The 21,264-nt window shown below is 34.9% G+C and carries 22 protein-coding genes; 13 read left to right on the top strand and 9 right to left on the bottom strand.

Going from position 1 to position 21,264, the window contains the following annotated elements; genetic code table 11:
- Nucleotides 1–247 precede the first annotated feature (247 nt).
- Both pdxR and LRP84_RS18775 read left to right on the top strand, forming a co-directional pair.
- Complete coding sequence (gene pdxR / locus LRP84_RS18770; protein WP_230576461.1) at nt 248–1,696, top strand: MocR-like pyridoxine biosynthesis transcription factor PdxR; 1,449 nt, start codon at nt 248–250, stop codon at nt 1,694–1,696.
- Nucleotides 1,697–1,701: 5 nt separating this feature from the next.
- The gene (locus LRP84_RS18775) at nt 1,702–2,616 is read left to right on the top strand and encodes a D-alanine--D-alanine ligase (protein ID WP_230576462.1); all 915 of its coding nucleotides are present in this window, start codon (nt 1,702–1,704) and stop codon (nt 2,614–2,616) included.
- Nucleotides 2,617–2,932: 316 nt separating this feature from the next.
- Here the strand turns inward: LRP84_RS18775 and LRP84_RS18780 are convergent, their stop codons facing one another.
- On the bottom strand, nt 2,933–3,178 hold the full coding sequence (locus LRP84_RS18780) for a DNA alkylation repair protein (RefSeq protein WP_230576463.1): 246 nt from the start codon (nt 3,176–3,178) through the stop codon (nt 2,933–2,935).
- A 134-nt stretch (nt 3,179–3,312) separates the two neighbouring features.
- Between LRP84_RS18780 and LRP84_RS18785 the strand changes: the two genes are divergently transcribed.
- The gene (locus LRP84_RS18785) at nt 3,313–3,696 is read left to right on the top strand and encodes a VOC family protein (protein WP_230576464.1); all 384 of its coding nucleotides are present in this window, start codon (nt 3,313–3,315) and stop codon (nt 3,694–3,696) included.
- A gap of 14 nt (nt 3,697–3,710) precedes the next feature.
- A complete protein-coding gene (locus LRP84_RS18790) occupies nt 3,711–4,274 on the top strand; it encodes a GNAT family N-acetyltransferase (RefSeq protein WP_230576465.1) in 564 nt (187 codons plus the stop codon).
- Between the two features lie 64 nt (nt 4,275–4,338).
- On the opposite strand, the gene LRP84_RS18795 is transcribed toward LRP84_RS18790, so the two are convergent.
- The gene (locus tag LRP84_RS18795) at nt 4,339–4,833 is read right to left on the bottom strand and encodes a GNAT family N-acetyltransferase (RefSeq protein WP_230576466.1); all 495 of its coding nucleotides are present in this window, start codon (nt 4,831–4,833) and stop codon (nt 4,339–4,341) included.
- A gap of 294 nt (nt 4,834–5,127) precedes the next feature.
- Here LRP84_RS18795 and LRP84_RS18800 point away from each other — a divergent pair, with 294 nt between their 5' ends.
- Both LRP84_RS18800 and LRP84_RS18805 read left to right on the top strand, forming a co-directional pair.
- Nucleotides 5,128–5,697, top strand: a complete 570-nt coding sequence (locus LRP84_RS18800; RefSeq protein WP_230576467.1) for a DJ-1/PfpI family protein — start codon at nt 5,128–5,130, stop codon at nt 5,695–5,697.
- Between the two features lie 59 nt (nt 5,698–5,756).
- Nucleotides 5,757–5,966 carry a DUF4083 family protein gene (locus LRP84_RS18805; RefSeq protein WP_230576468.1) on the top strand — a complete coding sequence of 70 codons (210 nt, stop codon included), beginning with the start codon at nt 5,757–5,759 and terminating at the stop codon, nt 5,964–5,966.
- Nucleotides 5,967–6,088: 122 nt separating this feature from the next.
- Here the strand turns inward: LRP84_RS18805 and lsrF are convergent, their stop codons facing one another.
- From lsrF to LRP84_RS18825, 4 genes are read right to left on the bottom strand one after another with little or no spacing between them, the layout of a single operon-like run.
- Nucleotides 6,089–6,871, bottom strand: coding sequence for a 3-hydroxy-5-phosphonooxypentane-2,4-dione thiolase (gene lsrF / locus LRP84_RS18810; protein ID WP_230576469.1), 783 nt, complete (start codon nt 6,869–6,871; stop codon nt 6,089–6,091).
- Between the two features lie 13 nt (nt 6,872–6,884).
- Nucleotides 6,885–7,241 carry a cupin domain-containing protein gene (locus LRP84_RS18815; RefSeq protein ID WP_230576470.1) on the bottom strand — a complete coding sequence of 119 codons (357 nt, stop codon included), beginning with the start codon at nt 7,239–7,241 and terminating at the stop codon, nt 6,885–6,887.
- Nucleotides 7,242–7,266: 25 nt separating this feature from the next.
- Nucleotides 7,267–8,829, bottom strand: coding sequence for an autoinducer-2 kinase (lsrK, locus tag LRP84_RS18820; protein WP_230576471.1), 1,563 nt, complete (start codon nt 8,827–8,829; stop codon nt 7,267–7,269).
- On the bottom strand, nt 8,829–9,761 hold the full coding sequence (locus tag LRP84_RS18825; protein ID WP_230576472.1) for a sugar-binding transcriptional regulator: 933 nt from the start codon (nt 9,759–9,761) through the stop codon (nt 8,829–8,831). The genes lsrK and LRP84_RS18825 overlap by 1 nt, the downstream gene beginning before the upstream one ends.
- Before the next feature lie 199 nt (nt 9,762–9,960).
- On the opposite strand from LRP84_RS18825, the gene LRP84_RS18830 reads away from it, so the two are divergent.
- From LRP84_RS18830 to lsrB, 4 genes are read left to right on the top strand one after another with little or no spacing between them, the layout of a single operon-like run.
- Nucleotides 9,961–11,454, top strand: a complete 1,494-nt coding sequence (locus LRP84_RS18830) for a sugar ABC transporter ATP-binding protein (protein WP_230576473.1) — start codon at nt 9,961–9,963, stop codon at nt 11,452–11,454.
- Nucleotides 11,451–12,419: an ABC transporter permease subunit gene (locus LRP84_RS18835; RefSeq protein WP_230576474.1), complete on the top strand. Its 969-nt coding sequence runs from the start codon at nt 11,451–11,453 to the stop codon at nt 12,417–12,419. Before LRP84_RS18830 ends, LRP84_RS18835 begins: the two co-directional genes overlap by 4 nt.
- A complete protein-coding gene (locus LRP84_RS18840; RefSeq protein WP_230576475.1) occupies nt 12,416–13,411 on the top strand; it encodes an ABC transporter permease in 996 nt (331 codons plus the stop codon). The genes LRP84_RS18835 and LRP84_RS18840 overlap by 4 nt, the downstream gene beginning before the upstream one ends.
- The gene (gene lsrB, locus LRP84_RS18845) at nt 13,408–14,451 is read left to right on the top strand and encodes an autoinducer 2 ABC transporter substrate-binding protein LsrB (RefSeq protein ID WP_230576476.1); all 1,044 of its coding nucleotides are present in this window, start codon (nt 13,408–13,410) and stop codon (nt 14,449–14,451) included. Before LRP84_RS18840 ends, lsrB begins: the two co-directional genes overlap by 4 nt.
- 378 nt (nt 14,452–14,829) lie before the next feature.
- Here lsrB and LRP84_RS18850 read toward each other — a convergent pair whose 3' ends face one another.
- Nucleotides 14,830–15,279 carry a DUF5946 family protein gene (locus LRP84_RS18850; RefSeq protein ID WP_230576477.1) on the bottom strand — a complete coding sequence of 150 codons (450 nt, stop codon included), beginning with the start codon at nt 15,277–15,279 and terminating at the stop codon, nt 14,830–14,832.
- Between the two features lie 247 nt (nt 15,280–15,526).
- Complete coding sequence (locus LRP84_RS18855; RefSeq protein ID WP_230576478.1) at nt 15,527–16,075, bottom strand: DUF1572 domain-containing protein; 549 nt, start codon at nt 16,073–16,075, stop codon at nt 15,527–15,529.
- Between the two features lie 430 nt (nt 16,076–16,505).
- Here LRP84_RS18855 and LRP84_RS18860 point away from each other — a divergent pair, with 430 nt between their 5' ends.
- Nucleotides 16,506–17,009, top strand: a complete 504-nt coding sequence (locus LRP84_RS18860) for a GNAT family N-acetyltransferase (RefSeq protein WP_230576479.1) — start codon at nt 16,506–16,508, stop codon at nt 17,007–17,009.
- A gap of 492 nt (nt 17,010–17,501) precedes the next feature.
- Here LRP84_RS18860 and LRP84_RS18865 read toward each other — a convergent pair whose 3' ends face one another.
- Nucleotides 17,502–18,056 (bottom strand): helix-turn-helix domain-containing protein, encoded by a 555-nt coding sequence (locus LRP84_RS18865; protein WP_230576480.1) that lies wholly within the window; start codon nt 18,054–18,056, stop codon nt 17,502–17,504.
- 175 nt (nt 18,057–18,231) lie between these two features.
- Between LRP84_RS18865 and dsdA the strand changes: the two genes are divergently transcribed.
- Both dsdA and LRP84_RS18875 read left to right on the top strand, forming a co-directional pair.
- A complete protein-coding gene (dsdA, locus tag LRP84_RS18870) occupies nt 18,232–19,563 on the top strand; it encodes a D-serine ammonia-lyase (RefSeq protein WP_230576481.1) in 1,332 nt (443 codons plus the stop codon).
- A gap of 196 nt (nt 19,564–19,759) precedes the next feature.
- The gene (locus LRP84_RS18875; RefSeq protein WP_230576497.1) at nt 19,760–20,788 is read left to right on the top strand and encodes a DUF2332 domain-containing protein; all 1,029 of its coding nucleotides are present in this window, start codon (nt 19,760–19,762) and stop codon (nt 20,786–20,788) included.
- Nucleotides 20,789–21,264 lie beyond the last annotated feature (476 nt).

Below are 21,264 nucleotides of genomic sequence, written 5' to 3' on the forward strand. Positions count from 1 at the left end.
GTATAAAAATAGTACTATTACTAAGAGAAATTTTTTACTTCCCCTTAGGATAGCACTACACTACATTAAAAAAGCTTAATTATTATTGGATAAGAGGGTGAAGTGAATTTAAATTTGCAACATTCTTCATCTCAAAATTGTATGAATGGTGTCTAATACCATACCGCTGGTTAAAGAAAATACATATGCTGTGGACCTTTTAGGATAGATATAGTTATGCAAAAATGATAGCAAGGGGGTCAAGGGAGTGTTTAATGATTTTAAACTTGTGGATGATCGTCCGTTTTATATTCAATTAAAGGATTATTTGAAAAAAATGATTATGAAAGGACATCTGCTGGAACACCAGAAGCTTCCATCTACCCGAGAACTTAGTAAATTATTATCGGTCAGCAGAAATACTGTTCTCACTGCCTACGCAGATTTAGAACAAGAAGGTTTAATCTATGCAATAAAGGGAAAAGGAAATTTTATAGGAAAAGTTAAAACATCCAAAACTCCATCCATCGAACTAAACTGGAAAGAAAAGGTCAATGAAGTTACCTTGTTAGCTGATGAATTAGATTTAATGAAGCACGGTGTTCGCTGGGAAAAAGGCATGATTTCATTTAATAGCATTGCTCCAGACGAAAAGCTTTTTGATGTTGAAAATTTTAAAAGGGCTTTTCTGACCCGAATGTCCATTGAAGGAGATATCGTTTTGAACTATGGATATGCAAAAGGCTATAAACCTCTCATTGATTATCTTCTTCACTATATGGAAATGAAAGGGGTAGATATTTCTAATAAGGATATTCTTATCACGAATGGCTTCACCGAGGGTCTGGATATTTTATTGTCTTCCTTAGCTAAAAAATCCGGGCGTATTATTTGTGAAAACCCTACTCATCATGCTGCCTTAAAATTGTTTCGATTACATGGACTTGATGTGCATGGGATTGAAATGAAGGATGATGGTATTGATATTGGTCAAATTGAGAAAAGTTTATCCGAAACGGATTTTGATTTTGCATATCTAATCCCGTCTTATCATAATCCGACTGGGATTGTCACATCCTCGGAAAAAAGGACCGAAATCATGAAACTTTTTTCGGAATATGGGATCCCTATCGTGGAGGATGGATTTAATGAGGAATTGCGTTATTCAGGTTCCCATTTGGCACCGTTATTGACTTTCGCCGGATCTGGAAACAATGTTATCTATATCAGCAGCTTTTCAAAAATTCTTTTTCCAGGATTACGTGTTGGTTGGATTTTAGCAGATAAGGAATTAATCCACTGTTTGGAAAGTGTGAAAAGGGCACGGACGATTCATACATCCACGCTGGATCAGGCAGTGCTTTATCAATATTTGCATGATGGTTATTTCGAAAAATATTTAAAAAAGGCCAAGTCAGTTTATAAGAAAAAATATGAGCTAGCCGTTCATGCTTGTCACCAATACATTCCTTTTCAAAGAATGACTGGGGATGGGGGACTTCATCTTTTTATAGAGTTAGAAAAAGGAATGAATTCGCGTACACTTTTGAAAAAATGCTATGAAAAGGGAGTTGTTTTTTCTCCTGGAGACGTCTTTTACACGGATGGAAGGGGAAATAATACGTTTCGATTAGGATTCTCTCGGTTAAAAGAAGCGGATATTCTTAAGGGAATTAAGATAATTGGAGATACATTGAAAAATGAAAATGGGAGTTGAAAAAAGTGAGAGTTGGCGTAATTATGGGAGGCGTGTCCTCCGAAAAACAAGTATCCCTCATGACTGGGGAAGAAATGATTGCACATTTGGATAAAAGTAAGTACGAAATTGTGCCTATTCAACTAAATGACAAAAAAGAGCTTATTGAAAAGGTAAGGAATATCGATATTGCCTTGTTAGCACTTCACGGAGAATATGGGGAGGACGGTACGATTCAAGGTACATTAGAAACTCTCGGCGTTCCTTATACCGGAAGTGTCATGCTATCAAGCGGTATTTGTATGGATAAAAATATGTCGAAAAAATTGATTCGTTATGAAGGAATTCAAACCCCGGATTGGATTCATCTTTCGAATATGGAAGAACTTCAGCTTGATGAAATCGAAAAAATGGGGTATCCATTAGTTGTAAAACCTAATTCGGGTGGTTCCAGCGTAGGGGTAAAGATCGTATACGATAAGGATTCTTTACTATCCTCGCTTGAGGATGTATTGAAATGGGATTCTGAAATCGTAATTGAAAAATATATAAAGGGCGAAGAAATTACATGCTCCATTTTGGACGGAAAACTTTTACCGATTATTTCAATTCAACATACGGCCGAGTTCTTTGACTATCATGCAAAATATGATGATGCGGCTACGATTGAAGAGATTGTAGAACTTCCGGTCACAACACAAAAGCGTGTCGCTGAGGCTGCAATGGCGTGCTATATAGCATTAAAATGCAGTGTTTATGCTAGGGTTGATATGATTATAAAAGATGGAATCCCATATGTGATGGAAGTGAATACATTGCCAGGGATGACAAAAAATAGCTTACTGCCAAAAAGCGCTCATGCAGTGGGAATCACCTATAGTAAGCTATTGGATATGATTATTGAAACCTCCTTACGGATTAGGAGAAACGAAGGATTTTAATAGAAATATAATTAAATGCAGTGTTAAAATTTATTGTTGATTCAGGAGTTTTAGACCTAGTGGGAGCATAAGTGTTCTAGTCTTTCTGGTATTTTAATGGTATTGGAAAATATGATTTCGGACAAAGAATACTATATCTTATATTCTTTCCAAGAATCATTTGTTTGTTTCAAGTATCTTCGAATTCACTCATTTAAATCAGGTCCATATCCCAAAGTAATAGGGGGTTTTACTGCTCGTTAATGTGGGATAAATCGAATTTCTTCGAAAGTGAAAAAAGTTGCTTATTTTACAAGCAACTTTTTTATTTAAAAGACTAAAATGATTGGTTTTGCGCCGGTTTAATAAATTGTTCCGGGTTTTCGATTAATCCGCACGCAGCACATTGTACGCGATATGTAGGACCTTGGTAGGCCATATGAAATGCACTCACATTTTCGTTTATATACTCTTCCTCGATTTGACCAGTTTGTGGATTTAATTTTACTGGCTTTGCTGTTTGTTCAATGATATTAAATCTTGTTCGGTTTGTTTTACAGTTTGGACAAAGCATTGGTTCCATTTCAACACACCTCCATTTTTAGTATTTGTTATTATAGTGGAGTTTATTCATAAGAAAAAATTCCATATCTCATCCTTAAAAAGGGTTTTTGCAATTTTTGTCAAAATAGTAAGAATGTAAAGGAGGAGAAGAGTGTGAAACTTCAAATGAAATACATCATTTTATATGTACAACAATATGAGGAATGTATCCGATTTTATCGTGACATATTACAGTTACCGATAAAGGGTGAGCATGGTACATATGTTGAATTTGATACAGGCTCTACAATTTTGGCAATCAATAGTAGAGATGAGGTTCAAGAGTTAACGGGATTATCAATTCCGAAGGCGTTATCGGAATCATCTACATTTGAGATTGGATTTGTTGTCGATGATGTTACAGAAACCATACATAATTTTAAAAAACACGGAGTAACGGTGTTAGTAGAACCTGTTACAAAACCATGGGGACAAACAGTTTCCTACGTTTCTGATCCAGATGGAAATTATATTGAAATTTGCAGTTCATTAGACTAAAGGAGCGGGAGAGAATGAGAAAGTTTCCTATTTTAGAAACAGATCGTTTGCAATTAAGGGAATTAACGTTAGTAGATGCGGATGCGATGTTTCATTATTTTACGAAAGAACCTGTTATTCGTTATTTTGGAATGGATTCGTTTCAAAATATAGAAGAAGTAAAAAACGTCATTCGTAATTTTAGAGAAAGATATGAAGAGGGATCTGCATTTCGCTGGGGAATCGTATTAAAAGGAACAGATCAATTAATTGGAACGTGCGGATTTCATTTAATTAATCACAAACATAAACGTGCTGAAATTGGGTATGAACTTGATGAAACCTATTGGGGAAAAGGATATGCGACAGAAGCACTGCAAGCTATTCTTTCATTTGGGTTTGAAACACTTTATTTTGAGCGAATCTCAGCAGTTGTGTACCCGGAAAATGAATTGTCTCGTAAATTATTACAAAAAGCAGGATTTACAGAAGAAGGATTACTTCGAAAATATATGATTCAAAATGAGGTAGCACACGATGCAATTATGTATTCGTTGCTGCAGGAAGAATGGGCAACATTACTTCAAAAAGTGCGTTAATGCGGGATAAATATGAATAAAGACAATCTAAACCTTTAGTTTCAGGTCTTAGATTGTCTTTTATTTAGGAAACAATGTATTTATATAATTTTTTGTCTACTTGCATGATAGGGAAATTGATAGGTAACTTGTTAAGTTCTATATTTTCGAAACGATGTTTTTCATAAAACCTATGGGCTGCTACAAATTGCAATGTCGTTCCTAAATATATTTCTTTCACTTCTTTTGTCTTTGCCCATGCAATTGCATTATGTAATAAAAGACTAGCTGTTTGAAATGTCTTGCCTCTATAGTCCTTTTTCACAAACATTTTTCTCAAAGCTACTTGACGATTGCCGATATCTAAAAGAGCGATAGTGCCTACAACTTCTCCTTGATAAAGTGCAATCCAGAAGTTACCGTTTTCGGATTGGTAAACACTTTCTATACTAACTAAATCAGGCTGGTCCTCTTTTGAAATAGGGATATTATATTCATCTTGTTGGATGGAGAGAATTAAATCTAAAATTTGAGATTGATAATCAGAAGAGTATTCTTTTAAGGTAATGCTGTCGTTCATATATAACACCGTCCAATATAGATTGATAATACTGCTTTCATTATACAGGTTTTTTTATTGATTATTCTAATAATTATTCAACTCTAATCCGTTATTTGTGGTTTGTTACATTTCTTAGATGTAGTGAAATAGTGCGGCTACAATGAAACTGTGACCAAAATGATTGTAGAAATTTGCTTATTCTACACTTACACCACATATGATAGTCTGATGATAACAATATTATCCAATAAGGGTCTGAATTAAGATTTTAGAAGTAACAAAATAAAAAATATATGGGAGAAGGATTATTGCATGAAAAAAGTATTGTTTCTTGTCTATCCACAATATGCTGATTTTGAAATAGCTCACGCATTATTTTTGCTTAGAAAAATGGGTAAAGCAAAAATTACTACTGTCTCCGTAGATGGTAAACCAGTAGAGAGTATTGGTGGATTATGGACTCAAGTCGAAGCCTCTTTATCAAAAATTAAAGTAAATGAATTTGATTTAATCCTTATTTCTGGAGGAGACGGTGTTTGTGAAATATTAGATAAAGATATTGTTAGTAATATGTTAATGAGTGCCTTTAACCTACATATTCCGATTGCCTCTATATGTGCTTCCGCAATCTTGTTAGCGAAAGCTGGAATACTTAATGGTAGAAACTTCACTTGCCTTCAAAATACATATGAGAATAATAAATCACTTTTTGAAAGATCAATATATACAGGAACAGATATTGAAGTGGAAAACACAGTAATAACCGCAAAAGGTACTGCGTTCGCAGAGTTTGCAGTATCTGTTTGTCAGCTAATGGGTTTGTTGAACGAGAAAGAAAAATTAGATTCAACATTAAAGTTTTGTAAGGGAATAACCTCTTAATTTAACATTTTTTAAATAGAATATTACTAATAATAATTAAACCCAATGATAGAGAAGAAATGGGAAGGACAGATGAAAAAATGGATATTTTTTCAGCCTTAAACATTATTTCAATAATTCTTTTCTTTGGATTAATACTGTTATTTTTTGTTTCGCTTGGAGCGTTTATACGATCGCGACTTATCAATCAATCTAGTCAAAGAGCTTCTTTAGTTGAAATTGAGAAGAAATTAGATAAAATTATTGGAATGTTAGAGGAGAAAAAATAATACTTTCAATAATACAAGTGTAAGAATATCTTAAATTTAGAAAAGAACAAGAAATATGGATAAACCATGTTTCTTGTTCTTAATAATAACAAATATATCGAACATAAATGCTATCTGAGTATTTAATTTATAATAGTATTATATAATTCTAGAGCTTCTTTTACATTCAATCCATTTTTTACGATGCCATGAATAGATTGAATCATAGCAACCGGATGTTCGGATTGCCAAATATTCCGTCCCATATCTACACCGATGGCTCCTTCTTGCAGTGCGTTGTATGTAATTGTTAGCACCGCTTCGATTGTGTCTAATTTTGGTCCTCCAGCAATAACGACTGGGGCAGGACATGTACTTGTGATTTTCTCAAAGCCTTCACAGTAATACGTTTTAATAATATCAGCGCCCATTTCAACACATACACGTGATGCTAGTGCTAAAAAGCGTGCTTCTCGTTTTTGAAGTTCTTTTGCTACTGCAGTAATTCCTAATACGGGCAAACCGTAATCATGCGCTTCAGATACAACATTGGCAAGGTTTGTTACAGTTTGTGTTTCATAATCAGATCCAACAAAGACAGATACGCCAACCCCAGCCACGTTATGACGCAGTGCCTCTTTTATTGGAGTAACAATTGTTTCATTAGCTAGATCTTTCCCAACTACAGTCGCCCCACCAGATACACGAAGGACCATAGGAGTTTTACAATCTTCCGGTATACAAGAATTAAGAATACCTCGAGTTAAAAATAGGGAATCTGTGTATGGGAGTAAGCTTTTTACTGTTTCATGAGGCTGTTCTAATCCGTGAATTGGTCCTAAAAAGTATCCGTGATCAACTGCCAACATAACTGCTTTTCCGTCAGGTAAAATAGTATTTAAGCGATTTTGAAATCCCCAAGTCATAGGATATCACTCCTTAATTACATTTTGGATTATCTGTTTGCACAGTATCTTTTTCTTGCAAATGAGGCGATTTAATAAAGAGCGCTTTAAAATTTTGAGAAGAACGATTGATGAGATAGTGAGATTCATGAGGACGAACTTGTAAGACATCGCCTTGTTTAATAGGGACTTTTACATGATTAACATAGAAATCTATTTCACCTTCTAATGCATAGAAAATTTCTTCACTAGTTGTATGGTAATGGTTTTGAAAATCTTGCCCTGGTTTAATGACGACAACACCTATATCAATATTAGGTCCCTTCAGTAAATATTTTGGTCCATTATCACCGAAGCGATAAGAAAAATCTTCTTCATTTACTTTTATCATGCTTTTCACTCCTTTATGTAACAATTTACAGAGCGCCAGGTGCAATCCACATATGAGAAGTAAATCCGTGATCAGCTAATTGTAGTTGCTGCTGATATACAATTTTCCAGTTTTGATATAATTCTTGATACTGTTGATGGTTTTCGATATTTGGTATATACGTTGTCTCCCATTTTACAAATCGTTCAGAAACGGCTTCCATTGAATCATAAATACCAGCACCAACTCCTGCAACTATTGCTGTTCCTAAAGCAGCAGCTTCTTTCACTACTGGTACTTTTACAGGAACACCTAATACATCAGCTACAATTTGACACCATAGCTTTCCTTTTGAAGCCCCCCCAGCAAAAACTACTTCTCTTGGGAACTGTCCTGTTAATTCTTCAATTAATTTTAAATTTCCATATGTTATAAAAGCAGCATTTTCTTCAATTGCTCGAAACAGTTCTTTCTTCCCGCATTGTTCAGAATCTAAGCTTAAATTTATAAAAGAGGGAGATGCATGGCGCCAAGAAATATAGTTCATGACATTAGAAAAAATCGGAATGATACCGTGTGATCCAACTGGGACATGCTTTGCTTGCTCCTCTAATAATTCGTAAGCATCGATACCTATTTCTTTTGCTCGTTGTTTTTCTTCTTGACAGAAAGCGTCCCGAAACCAGCGCATAACAAGGCCGGGAAAAAAAGCAATTGTTTCGTATTGCCAAAGAGTAGGAAGAACGTGACAATTTACACGAATGCGAGCGTTTGGATCTGGTACAGGATTGTTTACATTTACTTCTTGTTGCCAAAAACTTCCTCCGCAAATGAATGTTTGCCCGCTTTTTACAACTCCAGAACCGAGAGAAGCCATTTGAGCATCTCCACCTCCAGTAACAACAGGCGTTCCCTCGAATAATCCAGTTTCTGCTGCACCTTGTTTTGTTACGTTTCCAATAAGAGTTCCGGCTTCATTTATTTGTGGTGAGAGAACAGAGGAGAGTCTGCATTGAGCCGCTAATTCTGGAGCCCAATTTCTATTTTGTAAATTGAAAATTCCCGTTGTACATCCATTGGAAGGGTCAATTTGTAATACACCGCACAGTTTATATAAAATCCAGTCATTTAACATGGTAATAGAATGTACTTTCTTATAAATCTCTGGTTGGTGTTTCGCAATCCATTGTAGCCTTGGTAATGCACCTAGAGCGAACGTTTGCCCTGATACTGTATATATATCATGTTCAATGTGAGGGTGTATTTGTTTAAGTTGTGTAACCTCAGCTGCAGCACGGTTATCAACATTTGCACACGCCCAAATTTCAGTACCATCTTTGTCATATAAAACAAATCCTTCACGCATACTTGTTGCACTAATTCCTTGAATAGAAGAAGGAGGAATACCACTTGTTTGTAGTACATCTTTTGTACAGTCCTGAATAAGTTTCCAGTTTTCCTTTACGTCAAAATCCATTGAACCTGGGTATCGTGAGTTTTCTATGTGAACCCATTCTCGATGACTAACAGCAAGTTGATTACCTTGTAAGTCAAATAAGACAGCTCGGATACTACCAGTTCCGGCATCATAAGCTAATAGAGCAGCCATTATATTCCACTCTCCTTTTTCAATAAAGAAAGGGCTGTTTCTTCATCGATAATCAATGTATGAATGTACCTTCCTTTCAATGCCCCGTAAATCGCATCAACTTTTTGTCTACCGCCAGCTACTCCAACAACATGCTTCATATTTCGAAGTGTAGAAAGAGGCGTACCGATGAGTCGTTTATGATGAGACAAATTTAGGATGTCTCCATCGATGGTATAAAATTGTCCAAGAATATCACCAACACCATGTTGATTTCGAATATATGTCATTTCCCGAAGGGTCATTTTTTCTTCTTTTAAAATAGTCGCATCAGAAGATAAGCCGCCAATTCCAACAACAGCAGTATTTGCGAGCGATGCAACATGCAACATGTCTTTCACAGATGGTTCAGATAGTATGTTGTCTGCCATTTTTTGTGTAGAAGCTAAAAATGGCGAAGGGATAATATGGAGATTTCCATGTACTTGATTAAGGTAATTTTGTTTTATTGGAAGATAGTAACTTACGCCGCCGGTTAACGTGACCATAGAAATATTCATAGTTACATCAAAATTAATATTTTCTAGCGTTTTTGAGATGGTTTCACCCCAGCCAATACCGAGTAAATCGCCGTGTTGTAAATGTGTTTCTAAATATTGCGCAGCTGCTTTACCTAATGAATCAGAAAGATTATCTTTCGGCGTTGGAATAATGAAAGCATCTATTAGTTGAAATGTTTTTACAAGTTCTCTTTCCATACTTAAACAATGTAACCCAGTGCCTTTAATATGAAATGTAACGATTCCCTCAGTCCGTGCTCTTTCTAATAAACGAACAACTTTGTTCCGAGATATATGTAGTAATGAGGCGATTTCTTGTTGGGTAAGGTGATCTTTGTAATAATACCAAGCAGCTTTTGTTAACAAATTTTCTTCAAAGTTCAGTTGTGTCATGCTTTTCATCCTTTCAACAAATGACCGATGTTTAAACATATGTAAGTATATTTTTATTTATACCGTCTGTAATAGGAGATTTACTTGAGAAAAAATAAGTTCTAGATATGAGGAAAAGGATATACAATGCTACAAAACAAGTAGAGCAAAAAATTAACGCCTGAAAAATTGTTTCCTGTTAAAGGTAGGTGAAAGAAGCTTGGAACAAGTTCCTTTATTGGAAGTTAAAAATGTAAAAAAAGCATTCTTACAGCAACCTGTGCTAAAAGGAATCGATTTAACAGTAAAGAAAGGGGATATTTTTGCATTAGTTGGTGGTAACGGGGCTGGAAAGTCAACGTTAATGAAGATATTGACAGGATTGTACACTTATGATGAAGGAGAAATGAAAATAAAAGGGAGATCTGTTACATTTTCCAACCCATCTGAAGCTCATCGAAACGGGATTTATTTAGTTCCGCAAGAACCGCTTATTTTTCCTAATATGACTATTGAAGAAAATATTTTATTAGGTATGAGGCAAAAAAAAAGAGAGCTTCGGACGAAATTAGATGTACTCATGAGGCAACTTGGCTGGAATCTAAAGCTGGGTGAACGTGCTTCATTGTTGTCTATTGCACAGCAGCAATTAGTAGAAATAGTTAGAGGATTAATAAGAGAGGCAGAGATTCTTATTTTAGATGAACCTACATCGACGTTAACAGCAAATGAAATTAAGAGTCTATTTGTTGTGATGAAAAATTTGAAAGAACAAGGAATTGGCATGATTTATATTACGCATAGGTTTCCAGAGATTTTTGCAATTGCAGATCAAGTAGCTATTTTACGAGACGGTGTAATTTCTAACCAAGGTACTGTAAATGAATTTACTTACGATATTCTATTACAGGGGCTACTACCAGAAGATTATCAGCAAATTCAAAAGCGAGAGAGTTTATATAACGAGACAGCATCGTTAAAGCAAGTATTACAAGTAAATCATTTATTTAGTCATAGATTTCGAGATGTTTCATTAGAAGTAAAAGCAGGAGAGATTGTTGGAATTGCTGGTGTTGTGGGAGCGGGAAGAACGGAATTAGCTGAAGTATTATATGGTATTACATCTGCAACCGAAGGAAATGTTCTATTAGACGGGAACGAAATTACAACGTGGTCAACAAAAAAGAGAATTGAAGCAGGAATTATATATGTACCTGAAGACCGAGCGGGGCATGGGATTTTTTCAATTGCTTCTATACAACAAAATATGACCTCTGTTCTCTTATATCGTTTAAGTACATTTTTTTTAAACCAAGAAAAAGAAAGCGCTTTAACGATAGAGTATATTAAAAATTTTCAAATTATGGTTCAAGATATAAGTCAAAGCATAGAGTCTTTATCGGGAGGAAATCAACAAAAAGTAGTGTTAGGAAAATATCTGGCTTGTGAGCCTAAGCTTATTATTTTAGATGAACCAACACGTGGTATAGATGCAAAAGCGAGACTCGAAATATATGAAACAATTAAAGAACTAAGAGAAAATGGTTTAGCGGTATTGTTAATTTCCTCAGATTTAGAAGAAATCATGAATTTAGCAAATCGTGTGTATGTAATGCGAAATGGCAATATCGTGTCACATTTAGAACAGGAAGACATTTCATTGGATCGTATTACACGTTCTGCTTATTGGGGAGAGGAGGTTTCAAATGGATGAAATATGTTACATATATATTGAAAATGCGTGAAACCTCTATTGTAGGGCTGTTATTTCTTTATATTATCTTTGTTAGTGTAATGAACAAAGATTTTCTTCAATTTGATTCTTTTTCGATTATTTTAAAATCAAGTCTTATTTTAATTGTTCTCGCAATGGGTCAATCATTCGTGTTATTCACTAAAAATATTGATGTCTCGGTAGGATCGATAATGGGTTTATGTGCTGCTTTGTGTGGAATGTTTTTGACCAGTGGAAATAATCCTTCTAGTGCAATTATAATTACATTTTTGATCGGTGCGTTTATCGGAATTGTAAATGGCGTAGGTGTGACAAAGTTTCATGTTCCAGCAATTATTATGACACTAGGGATGCTTGGTATTATTCGAGGTTTGATGATTATATATACAGAAGGGAAATGGATCGAAGATATTCCAAATGACTATAAAAAATTGTCTTCCGTAACATGGTTAGAGATTCCAATAACAGTTTGGTTCATCGGACTATTATTAATAGCTGCTTATCTTTTCTTAACAAAGATGTCGTTCGGAAGATATTTTTATGCGGTAGGAGATAATAAAGAAGGTGCAAGACTGATTGGGATTCCGGTATCGTTTGTGCAAATTTTAGCCTTTATGATTTCAGGCATTACTGCTGCAATTGCTGGATGTCTATTTGTTATGAATATTGGGTTTGTACCGAATCAAACAGGAACAGGAATTGAACTGCAAGTAATCGCTGCTGCGGTGCTGGGTGGTATTAGTTTAAAAGGTGGTACGGGATCAGTTTTTGGTGCAGCCTTAGGAGCATTGTTTTTAGAGGTGATTAGTAGTTCATTAGTATACTTAAAAATCCCAGCCTTTTGGAACAACGCAATGTCAGGGTTTTTATTATTACTTATTATTATTCTAGATAGTGTAGTACAGAAATGGAGGAAACAGAGGCAGAGAGAGGTGGAAATATGAAGTCTATTCACTGGCTCTTTCGCTGGGAGGGAGCACTCCTTCTTTTGTTATGTATGGAGTTTACCGTTTTTAGCTTATTAAATGCTGACTTTTTTAATATAGGGAATTTATTGTTTAGTATTAATGATTTTATTTTTATTACAATTGCTGCGATACCGATGACATTTGTCATTATTACGGGAGGAATCGACGTTTCAGTTGGTGCAGTTATGGGGCTTACATCTATTCTTATCGGTGTATTGTGGATAAATGGAGCATCTATTGTTATTGCTGTAATGATTGCTCTTGTTATAAGTATACTAGCGGGTTTTTTTAATGGACTTATTATTCAAATGACATCTGTCGAACCACTGGTTGTAACTTTAGGAACAATGTTTTTATATTCTGGTATTGCTCTTGTGATTTCGGGTGGATCTAAAGCAACTGGATATGAAGGAATTAACGGATTGCCAGATTCATATGTCCAGTTTGCAAATGGAATATTTTTAGGGATTCCTAATTTATTTTGGTTACTCCTTATTATGACTGTTTTATTCTCTATTCTGCTGCGCTATACGAAATATGGTCGGTATGTAATTTTAACAGGCATGAATGAAAAAGCAGCTAAATATTCTGGAATTCAAACGAAGCGAATTGTTATTTTAGCATATATGCTTTCTGGTTTAGGCGGTGGATTAGGTGGAATATTTCTAACTGCTTACTTTGGTTCAGCTCGAGCGGATTTAGGAAACGAAGCAATTTTACCAGTCATTACAGCAGTTGTGTTAGGCGGTGCTCTTATTACTGGTGGAAAAGGAAGTATAGTAGGAACTGTTCTTGCCAGTATCGTTATTGGAATTATGCAATATGGGCTACAGATGACAGGATTAACAAATGAACAATCTAATGTTGTAATTGGTGTTATTTTAATTTTTTCTGTTATGGTACGCCATTCCAAGATAAGATATTTCTTTATCAAAAAAAATGTTTCACATAGGGGGGGAACAACATGAAAAAGAAGATAAGTGTATTCATCGTTTTATTAGTGTTTGTTGTTTCTGTGATGGCATGTACAAATACAAAATCAGATGGAAAAAAATCAAAAGATGTAAAATTTGCCTTTATTCCCAAATTAACTGGAGTCGGGTTCTTTACATCGGGTGGAGAAGGCGCAAAAGAAATGGCGGATAAGCTCGGTGTAAATTTAAAATATGATGGTCCTTCTGAGGCAAGTGTATCAGGGCAGGTAAAATATATTAATAACTTTATTAATCAAAACTATGATGCAATTATGGTTTCATCTACTTCTGTCGACGGTTTATCACAAGCTTTGCAACGTGCAAAGAAAAAGGGGATTACAGTATTAACATGGGATTCTGACGTTAATCCGAAAGATCGCTCTTTCTATATTAGTCAAGGAACACCAGAACAATTGGCCAATTTGCTTATTCAAATGACTGCTTCGCAAATTGGTGATAAAGGAAAAGTAGCATTCTTTTATTCTAGTCCAACAGTAACAGACCAGAATCAATGGGTTACAAAAGCGAAAGCAATTATAAAAGAAAAATATCCTAATTGGGAAATTGTGACGACCCAGTATGGTGAAAACAATGCTCAAAAATCATTAGCAGTAGGTGAAAGTATTTTGAAAACATACCCAGATATTAATGCAGTCATTTGTCCTGATGCAACTGCATTACCAGCAATGGCACAAGCTGCAGAAAATTTGAAAATGGATAAGAAAGTTGCTATTACTGGCTTTTCAACACCTAATGTCATGCGTGATTATGTGAAGCGTGGTACAGTTCAACAGTTTGGCTTGTGGGATGTAAAACAACAAGGTGCACTTGCAACCTATGTTGCAAATGAAATGGTTGTAAAGGGGGAAAAGTTAAAAGTTGGTGATAGCTTTGAAGTTCCTGGTATTGGAAAAGTTAAAGTGGAACCAAATTCGATTCAAGGATACGATTATGAAGCAGAAGGAAATGGAATTATTGTATTGCCAGAACGGGTTGTTTTTACAAAGGATAACATTGAAAAATATAATTTTTAATAGCGTGTTTTATAAAGAAAAATTAATTATAATGATGAATATTTTCATATGAAGAGCAGCCTAATATGGTTGCTCTTTTTTATGAAATTCGAGCGAATATAGAGTGAAAGCTTTTAAAAAGCGCTACGGTTTGAATGAAGTAGAATTACAAGAATGGTTGCAGCAAATGATTGCTGTCCAAAGGGAAAAAATAGTTGTAGACTGAAAAAAAAGGGGGGCTAGATATAGAAACAAAAGGAGCAGATGTAGCCCCTATTATTTCTTATCATAAGGCTCTGTTAAACTAAAATATTGATAATTGAATATGAACAATGACTGTCTAAATTTTACAGTCACTATTCAACTAACGTACTCCGTTAGTTGAATATACGCATTACATTATTTTTTTAAATCCTTTCTAATTGTTTCTTTCCATTTATTGATGTTGTTTATTGCATTTTTCTCTCCACCGCTATATAAATCTTCAATTGTCATTGACCATCTTCTATATATACGTTTTCTTTTGTGGTTTGACAGTGGATTGGTTATTTTACCTACTTTTGAAACGAGTTCCCTATTTTTTCTAAGAATATAACCAGTATCCCAATTATTATCATAAGCTCCAGTGAATAAGTTTATCAAATGATTATATCCATCTTTAGTATAGTTAGATGGGTGTTGAATCATATAACAAGAAACAAGCCAAAAATGTAAATCATATAATTTAGAGTCGTTATGTTCCCAAACCAGTGGGAATTGAAACATCTCGTAACAGGAAAGTCCATCTATTTCATTTGCTCCACATTCAATACATTTACCAGATTCCATTATTGTATTATTGTCAACCATTGTAGTTAAATCCTCCACTGATATACTTGTTCTTTTTGGGTATGTGGTAATTTATCAATGTGCTTTAGTAGATTACTAAATGCTTTGCTCATTCTTGCTTCCTCCGCGAATGTTTGTTCTTATAACAATTATACTAAGGATTCGGGAATGTATTAAATATCAACACTATACTTTAACAGAGCCTATCATAAAAACGGACAATATTTTATCACCATTTTTACCTTTGATTGTCCCAAAAGTATGATTTTCATTTATTCTCTAGATTTTTATGTTTGCTCATGAGTTTCTCCGTATATTCAATCGATTTTCCTCTAGGAACAGAAAGACAATTCCATTGTTCGTTTTTAATGAACTTACCTACATATACAATTTGGCCAATATGATAGGAATAATGTGATATTTGCCTTTCAATGGCCTCGATAACAGAATGAGCTTCCCCGCGTATATAAATTGTCTCTTCTAAATTGTTTTCTTTCAAACTATTCAATGTTGTAAATAAAACTTCCCACCCCTGATTCCATGCCTGATATAAAGCTGCTTTGGAGGGAAATGCCCCAGTAAATTCATCATCACGGTTCCTGTTTGTCTTTTCCCCATCTGTTGTTAAAAAATTGGTCCATCTAGATAGCATGTTTCCCCACATATGTTTTACGATAATGGCGATACTATTAGATTCTTCATTTGGACACTTATGGAGTTCTTCGTAACTTAATTGATCCATAGCATTTTCGCCTAACTTTTTCATAGACTGAAATGTTTTTAATACACAGCGTAAATACTCTTTTTCAATTCCCATTATAAACACCTTCCTAAAAAATACTTTTTATAAAAGATTCGATACTTAGCTGTGTTAACCTTTTATCTCAACAAAGTGGAAGATAAATTTCTTAACAACCCATTTTTTCATAAGGAAGGGTTGTTTTATTAAAAGTCGAATACAGTAATGTTGCAAGAGAGGAGGAAAATTTGATGAAAAAGAAAAAACTAACAGAAATTTTTGCAGCAGTTATACTTTTTTAGGGACGTGAATTAGGATTTTCAATATGTTTCAAATTCATACACCAATTGCTTAAGCATAAAATAACACTAATTTTTTGTATGCTGTTGCTATAAACTCTCGCGAGAGTTGGAAAATAGATCCGCGAATCAACCGGGTTTCCAACCTGATGTGGTGATGAGATGCGAAGCTATTATGAGTGCAGTGACATAACAAGGAGGTTTCCACTATGACAGCTTTCTTTAAACCTATGGCGTTCCAGCTGAAAACCGAACGACTTGACCTGAGTATGTGGGAGGAATCCGATTCAGCCTGGATGAGAAAACTAGTTGGCGAACGTGGTGTGGACATGCCGACTCTTGACGCCGCCCGTAGCCGGATTATCGAGATGCGTAAGAGAGCAGTCGAAAATGGCATTTCCCTTCTCACTATTCGCCGCCGAGACGAAGGCGATTTCATCGGATACTGTGGCTTGATTATCGGTCGTTCCACACTTGAAGAGCCGGAAATCGCATATGAGCTGTTCCGCAGCGTTCACCGTAAAGGCTATGCGACTGAGGCAGCATCCGTGGTCCTGGACGCTGCGATTGCTACCGGGCGCAACAGGCTTTGGTCGACTGTACGCGCTTGGAATGTTGCGTCCTTCCGAGTACTAGAAAAGATAGGATTTGAGCGGCACCACATCACGTGGGACGAGCGCGGCGAGATAGTTTGGAACGTACGCGATCTTTAGAGATTTCGACCTGATTCGAAACTATGGAAAAGGAGAAAAGGTCATTACTTTAGGGGAGAATCCAGATACAGGTAAAAGGACTGGTTTATAACCCAAATAGTGACAAACTATAACCAATACGAAGCATTTATTCCTGCTGAAGCAGTGACAAAAAATCTTATTGCACTAACTGGGTGCTTATCTTGAATAAGATTTAAGCGACGATCTTCCACAATCGAGCGCGATTGTGGAACAACATAGGTAGAAATGATCAAACTTTTTTATAAAAACCAAACTTAAATCTGCTTAGAAGAATCCATTTTGATTAATCTTTTTTCAAAATGGATTCTTTTTATTTATCGTAAAATTTGGGATTGCGAGGTATTTTTGATCAAACTTTTTTTCAAAGCTACATAAATCCCTAGAAATGATGTCTTATTTATGAGTAAATTTAGTTTTTCATTAAGTCCTTAAACAGTTCTTCTCGCTGAAATTAGTCAATGTCATGCAGGGTTAAAAAGTAGGAGGAGTGATTGCAAAGATTACTACTGCTTTCTTTTTGTATGGATTTTCCCATTTATGCTTCATATAAGATGGGATTTTTACACTATCACCTGTGTGTAAAGTTAATGTTTCTTGATTTAAATATAGAGTAACAGTTCCCTCTAAAACAAATGCGATTTCTTCACCTTTATGCTCTATTAGTTTTTCGGAAGAAGAGGCCTGAGGTAATAAAGTCATAAGTGCAAGTTCAAGAGCTCCAGTTAAATCGGGAGATAGTAATTCATATGACAAATGTTCACTTTCAGGAAAGCTAATCTTTTTTCGTTGATCGGCTCTTACAACTAAACTTTGTGCACTTGTATCTTCCAAAAAGAAATTAAACATAGGAATATTTAATGCGTTAGATATTAATTTAAGGGTTTGCAGGGATGGGTTTGCTGATCCTTTTTCGATTTGACTTAACATGGAAGGTGTGACATTGACGAGTGTTGCCAGTTCTCGACTGCTCAAGCCTTGTGCTTTTCGGTATTCTGCTATTTTTTGTCCGACGTTTATATCATTCATGTTTCTTCTCCTTGTATATGAATTATTATAAATTTGATTAAATTTAATTAAAATTTATTAATATATATTTAATTAATTTCGTTTATGTGTTAAATTTAGTTTAATTATAATAAATAAAATTAAATTTTAAAATACTAACATTCATTAATAGGAATCACGAAGGGAGAATTTACAAATGAAGAATTTTGACAGCGCAACTATACAAACTTTGAAAGAAAAGCACCCGTTACTAAATAAGCTTGTTTTAACGGAAGAAGTATTTTGGGTTAATCCAAATAAAGAAGAGTTTGAAACAGGAATTAAAAAAGCTCCTCTTACTACAGATGATGTAAAGGATGCTGAAGAAAGATTAAAACGTTTTGCTCCGTATATTGCGAAAGCTTTCCCTGAGACAAAAGATACGAATGGGATCATTGAATCTCCTTTAGTGGCAACTCCTTCTATGAAACAACATTTAGAAGAAGAGTATGAGCAGCATATAGCAGGTGAATTATTACTAAAATGTGATAGTCAGCTTCCTATATCAGGATCTATTAAAGCAAGAGGCGGAATTTATGAAGTTCTTAAACATGCAGAAGATTTAGCTTTGGAACATCATTTATTAAATAAACAAGATGATTATTCAATTTTAGATAGTGATCAATTCCGCACGTTCTTCTCGCAATATTCAATCGCAGTAGGTTCAACGGGGAATTTAGGGCTTAGTATTGGCATCATGAGTGCCAAACTAGGATTTAATGTGACGGTTCATATGTCGGCTGATGCAAAGCAGTGGAAAAAAGATTTACTTCGAAGCAAAAATGTCACAGTTATTGAATATGCAGCGGATTATAGTAAAGCAGTAGAAGAAGGAAGAAGACAAGCAGAAGCGGATCCTATGTGTTATTTCGTCGATGATGAGAATTCAAAAAATCTTTTCCTTGGATACGCTGTAGCTGCTTCTCGCCTACTAAAACAATTGCAGGATCAAAATATTATTGTTGATGCCGATCATCCGTTATTTGTTTATTTACCGTGCGGTGTCGGCGGCGGACCTGGCGGTGTAGCGTTCGGCTTAAAATTACTGTTTGGTGATCATGTACATTGTTTCTTTGCAGAGCCGACTCATTCGCCTTGTATGTTAATCGGTTTGTTGACAGGTCTTCACGATGAAATTTCTGTCCAAGACTTTGGTATCGATAATGTGACGGAAGCTGATGGTCTTGCGGTAGGAAGAGCATCGGGATTTGTCGGAAAAGTAATTGAACCGTTATTAAGTGGATGCTACACAGTTAGCGATCAAGAATTATATAGACTATTAAAGGCTTTTGTAGATACAGAAGGAATCAAGTTAGAGCCGTCAGCATTGGCAAGTGTATACGGGCCGGTTCAATTGTTCAAACAACAGCAATATATACAAGAAAATCATCTACAAGAAAAAATGATGCAAGCAACGCATATCATGTGGGGAACAGGTGGAGGAATGGTACCACCTCACATTATGGAAGAATATTATCAAAAAGGGTAAACAATCTTTGTCTAATGTATATTTAAGAGTACATCACCTTATCTAAAGTGGTGTACTTTTTGTTTTTTATAAGATTTTTTTGATTTCATATATTGTTATAACAAAATCGTAACAAGAATGATTTACCATAACATCAGTTTCAGTTATAATAAATTTGTTTGTAAAATTAGAAAATTCTCACTAATGAAGGGGGATTATTTTGAATACAACTCAATTATCTCAACGATTCAAAAATTTCGCCAAAATTGAATGCAGAGGTTCAAGTGAACTTTATGAGTATTTATCTATGAAAATTTCAGAAGATGATGAATTGATAGAGTTAAGTGCGAATTCCCAAGAAGGACAACCAGTACCTAATTTATTGTTAGGGGCTGTTCATTATCTTTTGTTAAAAGGAAAAGAACATGTTTTAAAAGAGTATTATCCAAGTATTACTAAGCATCCAAGAGAAGTAGAAGGTTCTTTTGTTCATTTCAAGGATTTTTGCCGAATGTATAGAGACGAAATTATTTCTCTCCTAAAAAGTAAATTAGTACAGACTAATGAAGTAAGACGCTCTGCTTATCTATATCCAATTTTTTGCTATATTTACAACGTTGTAAAGAAGCCCTTATCACTAATAGAAATTGGAACAAGTGCTGGTCTGCAATTGTTATGGGACAAGTATAGTTATTCATATGGAACAAATGAGATTTATGGAGATAAAGATTCAAATGTCCATATAACATCTGAAATAAAAGGAAATAATACGCCGCCATTTCTTTTAGCTAGTCCTCCAGTAGCTTCAAAGGTAGGATTAGACTTACATATTAGTGACTTAGGCAATTCAGAAGATTATTTGTGGTTAAAGTCGCTTATTTGGCCTGAACATGAAGAAAGGCTAGCGCTTTTTGAAAGTGCAGCTAAATGCTTTATCGAGAATCCAGTAAAACTTATAGAAGGAGATGGAGTGGCATTACTTACAGAAGTTGCAGAAAAACTTCCAAATGATACTGCTATTTGCATTTTCCATACTCACGTTGCAAATCAAATACCAGAAGATTCTAAGTATGAACTAATAGAAAAAATAAAAACGATTGGCAGTAAAAGAGATGTTTTTCATCTTTACAACAATATGTGGGATAGAAAACTTCATCTTGATTATTTTTTAAATGGTATAGAATATAATCAAACTATCGGAGAAACAGATGGGCATGGTAGATGGTTCGATTGGGACTTGAAGTAGATTTTTACTTAATGTATTAAGGAGAAAATTTTTATGGCTAAAATCGCTATGAAGAAAAGATTTTAGTAACAATTGGGACAGAACATTGTTATTACATTCAAGAGGAACTAATTAAGATAGGTATAGATGTAATTTTCTCAATTGAAATTCAAATCAGTAGCTATCGATGACTATAACTTATGGTAACCCCAAAAGTGATTCTGTATAAGAGCACTTTTGGGGGTTATTTTTGATAAAGGAGAAACTAGACATGCGCAATATTGCAGATGCTGTTGTGAGGTATATGGTCATATATTGATACTCTGTTATGACGGCAACACCGTTGAATGTGAACGAAATTAAACAAATAAAATATGTTAAATAATAGTGTTGATTATAGTAAAAAAACTTGGTATGGTTATACATTATTATAGCTAATATGGGAAAAAGAAAAGGGAAGCGAAATCGAGATAAGGATTGCTAATCTGCTTTGGAGA

Origin of the sequence: Bacillus rhizoplanae (assembly GCF_917563915.1) — a bacterium.
Taxonomy (GTDB): Bacteria; Bacillota; Bacilli; order Bacillales; family Bacillaceae_G; genus Bacillus_A; species Bacillus_A rhizoplanae.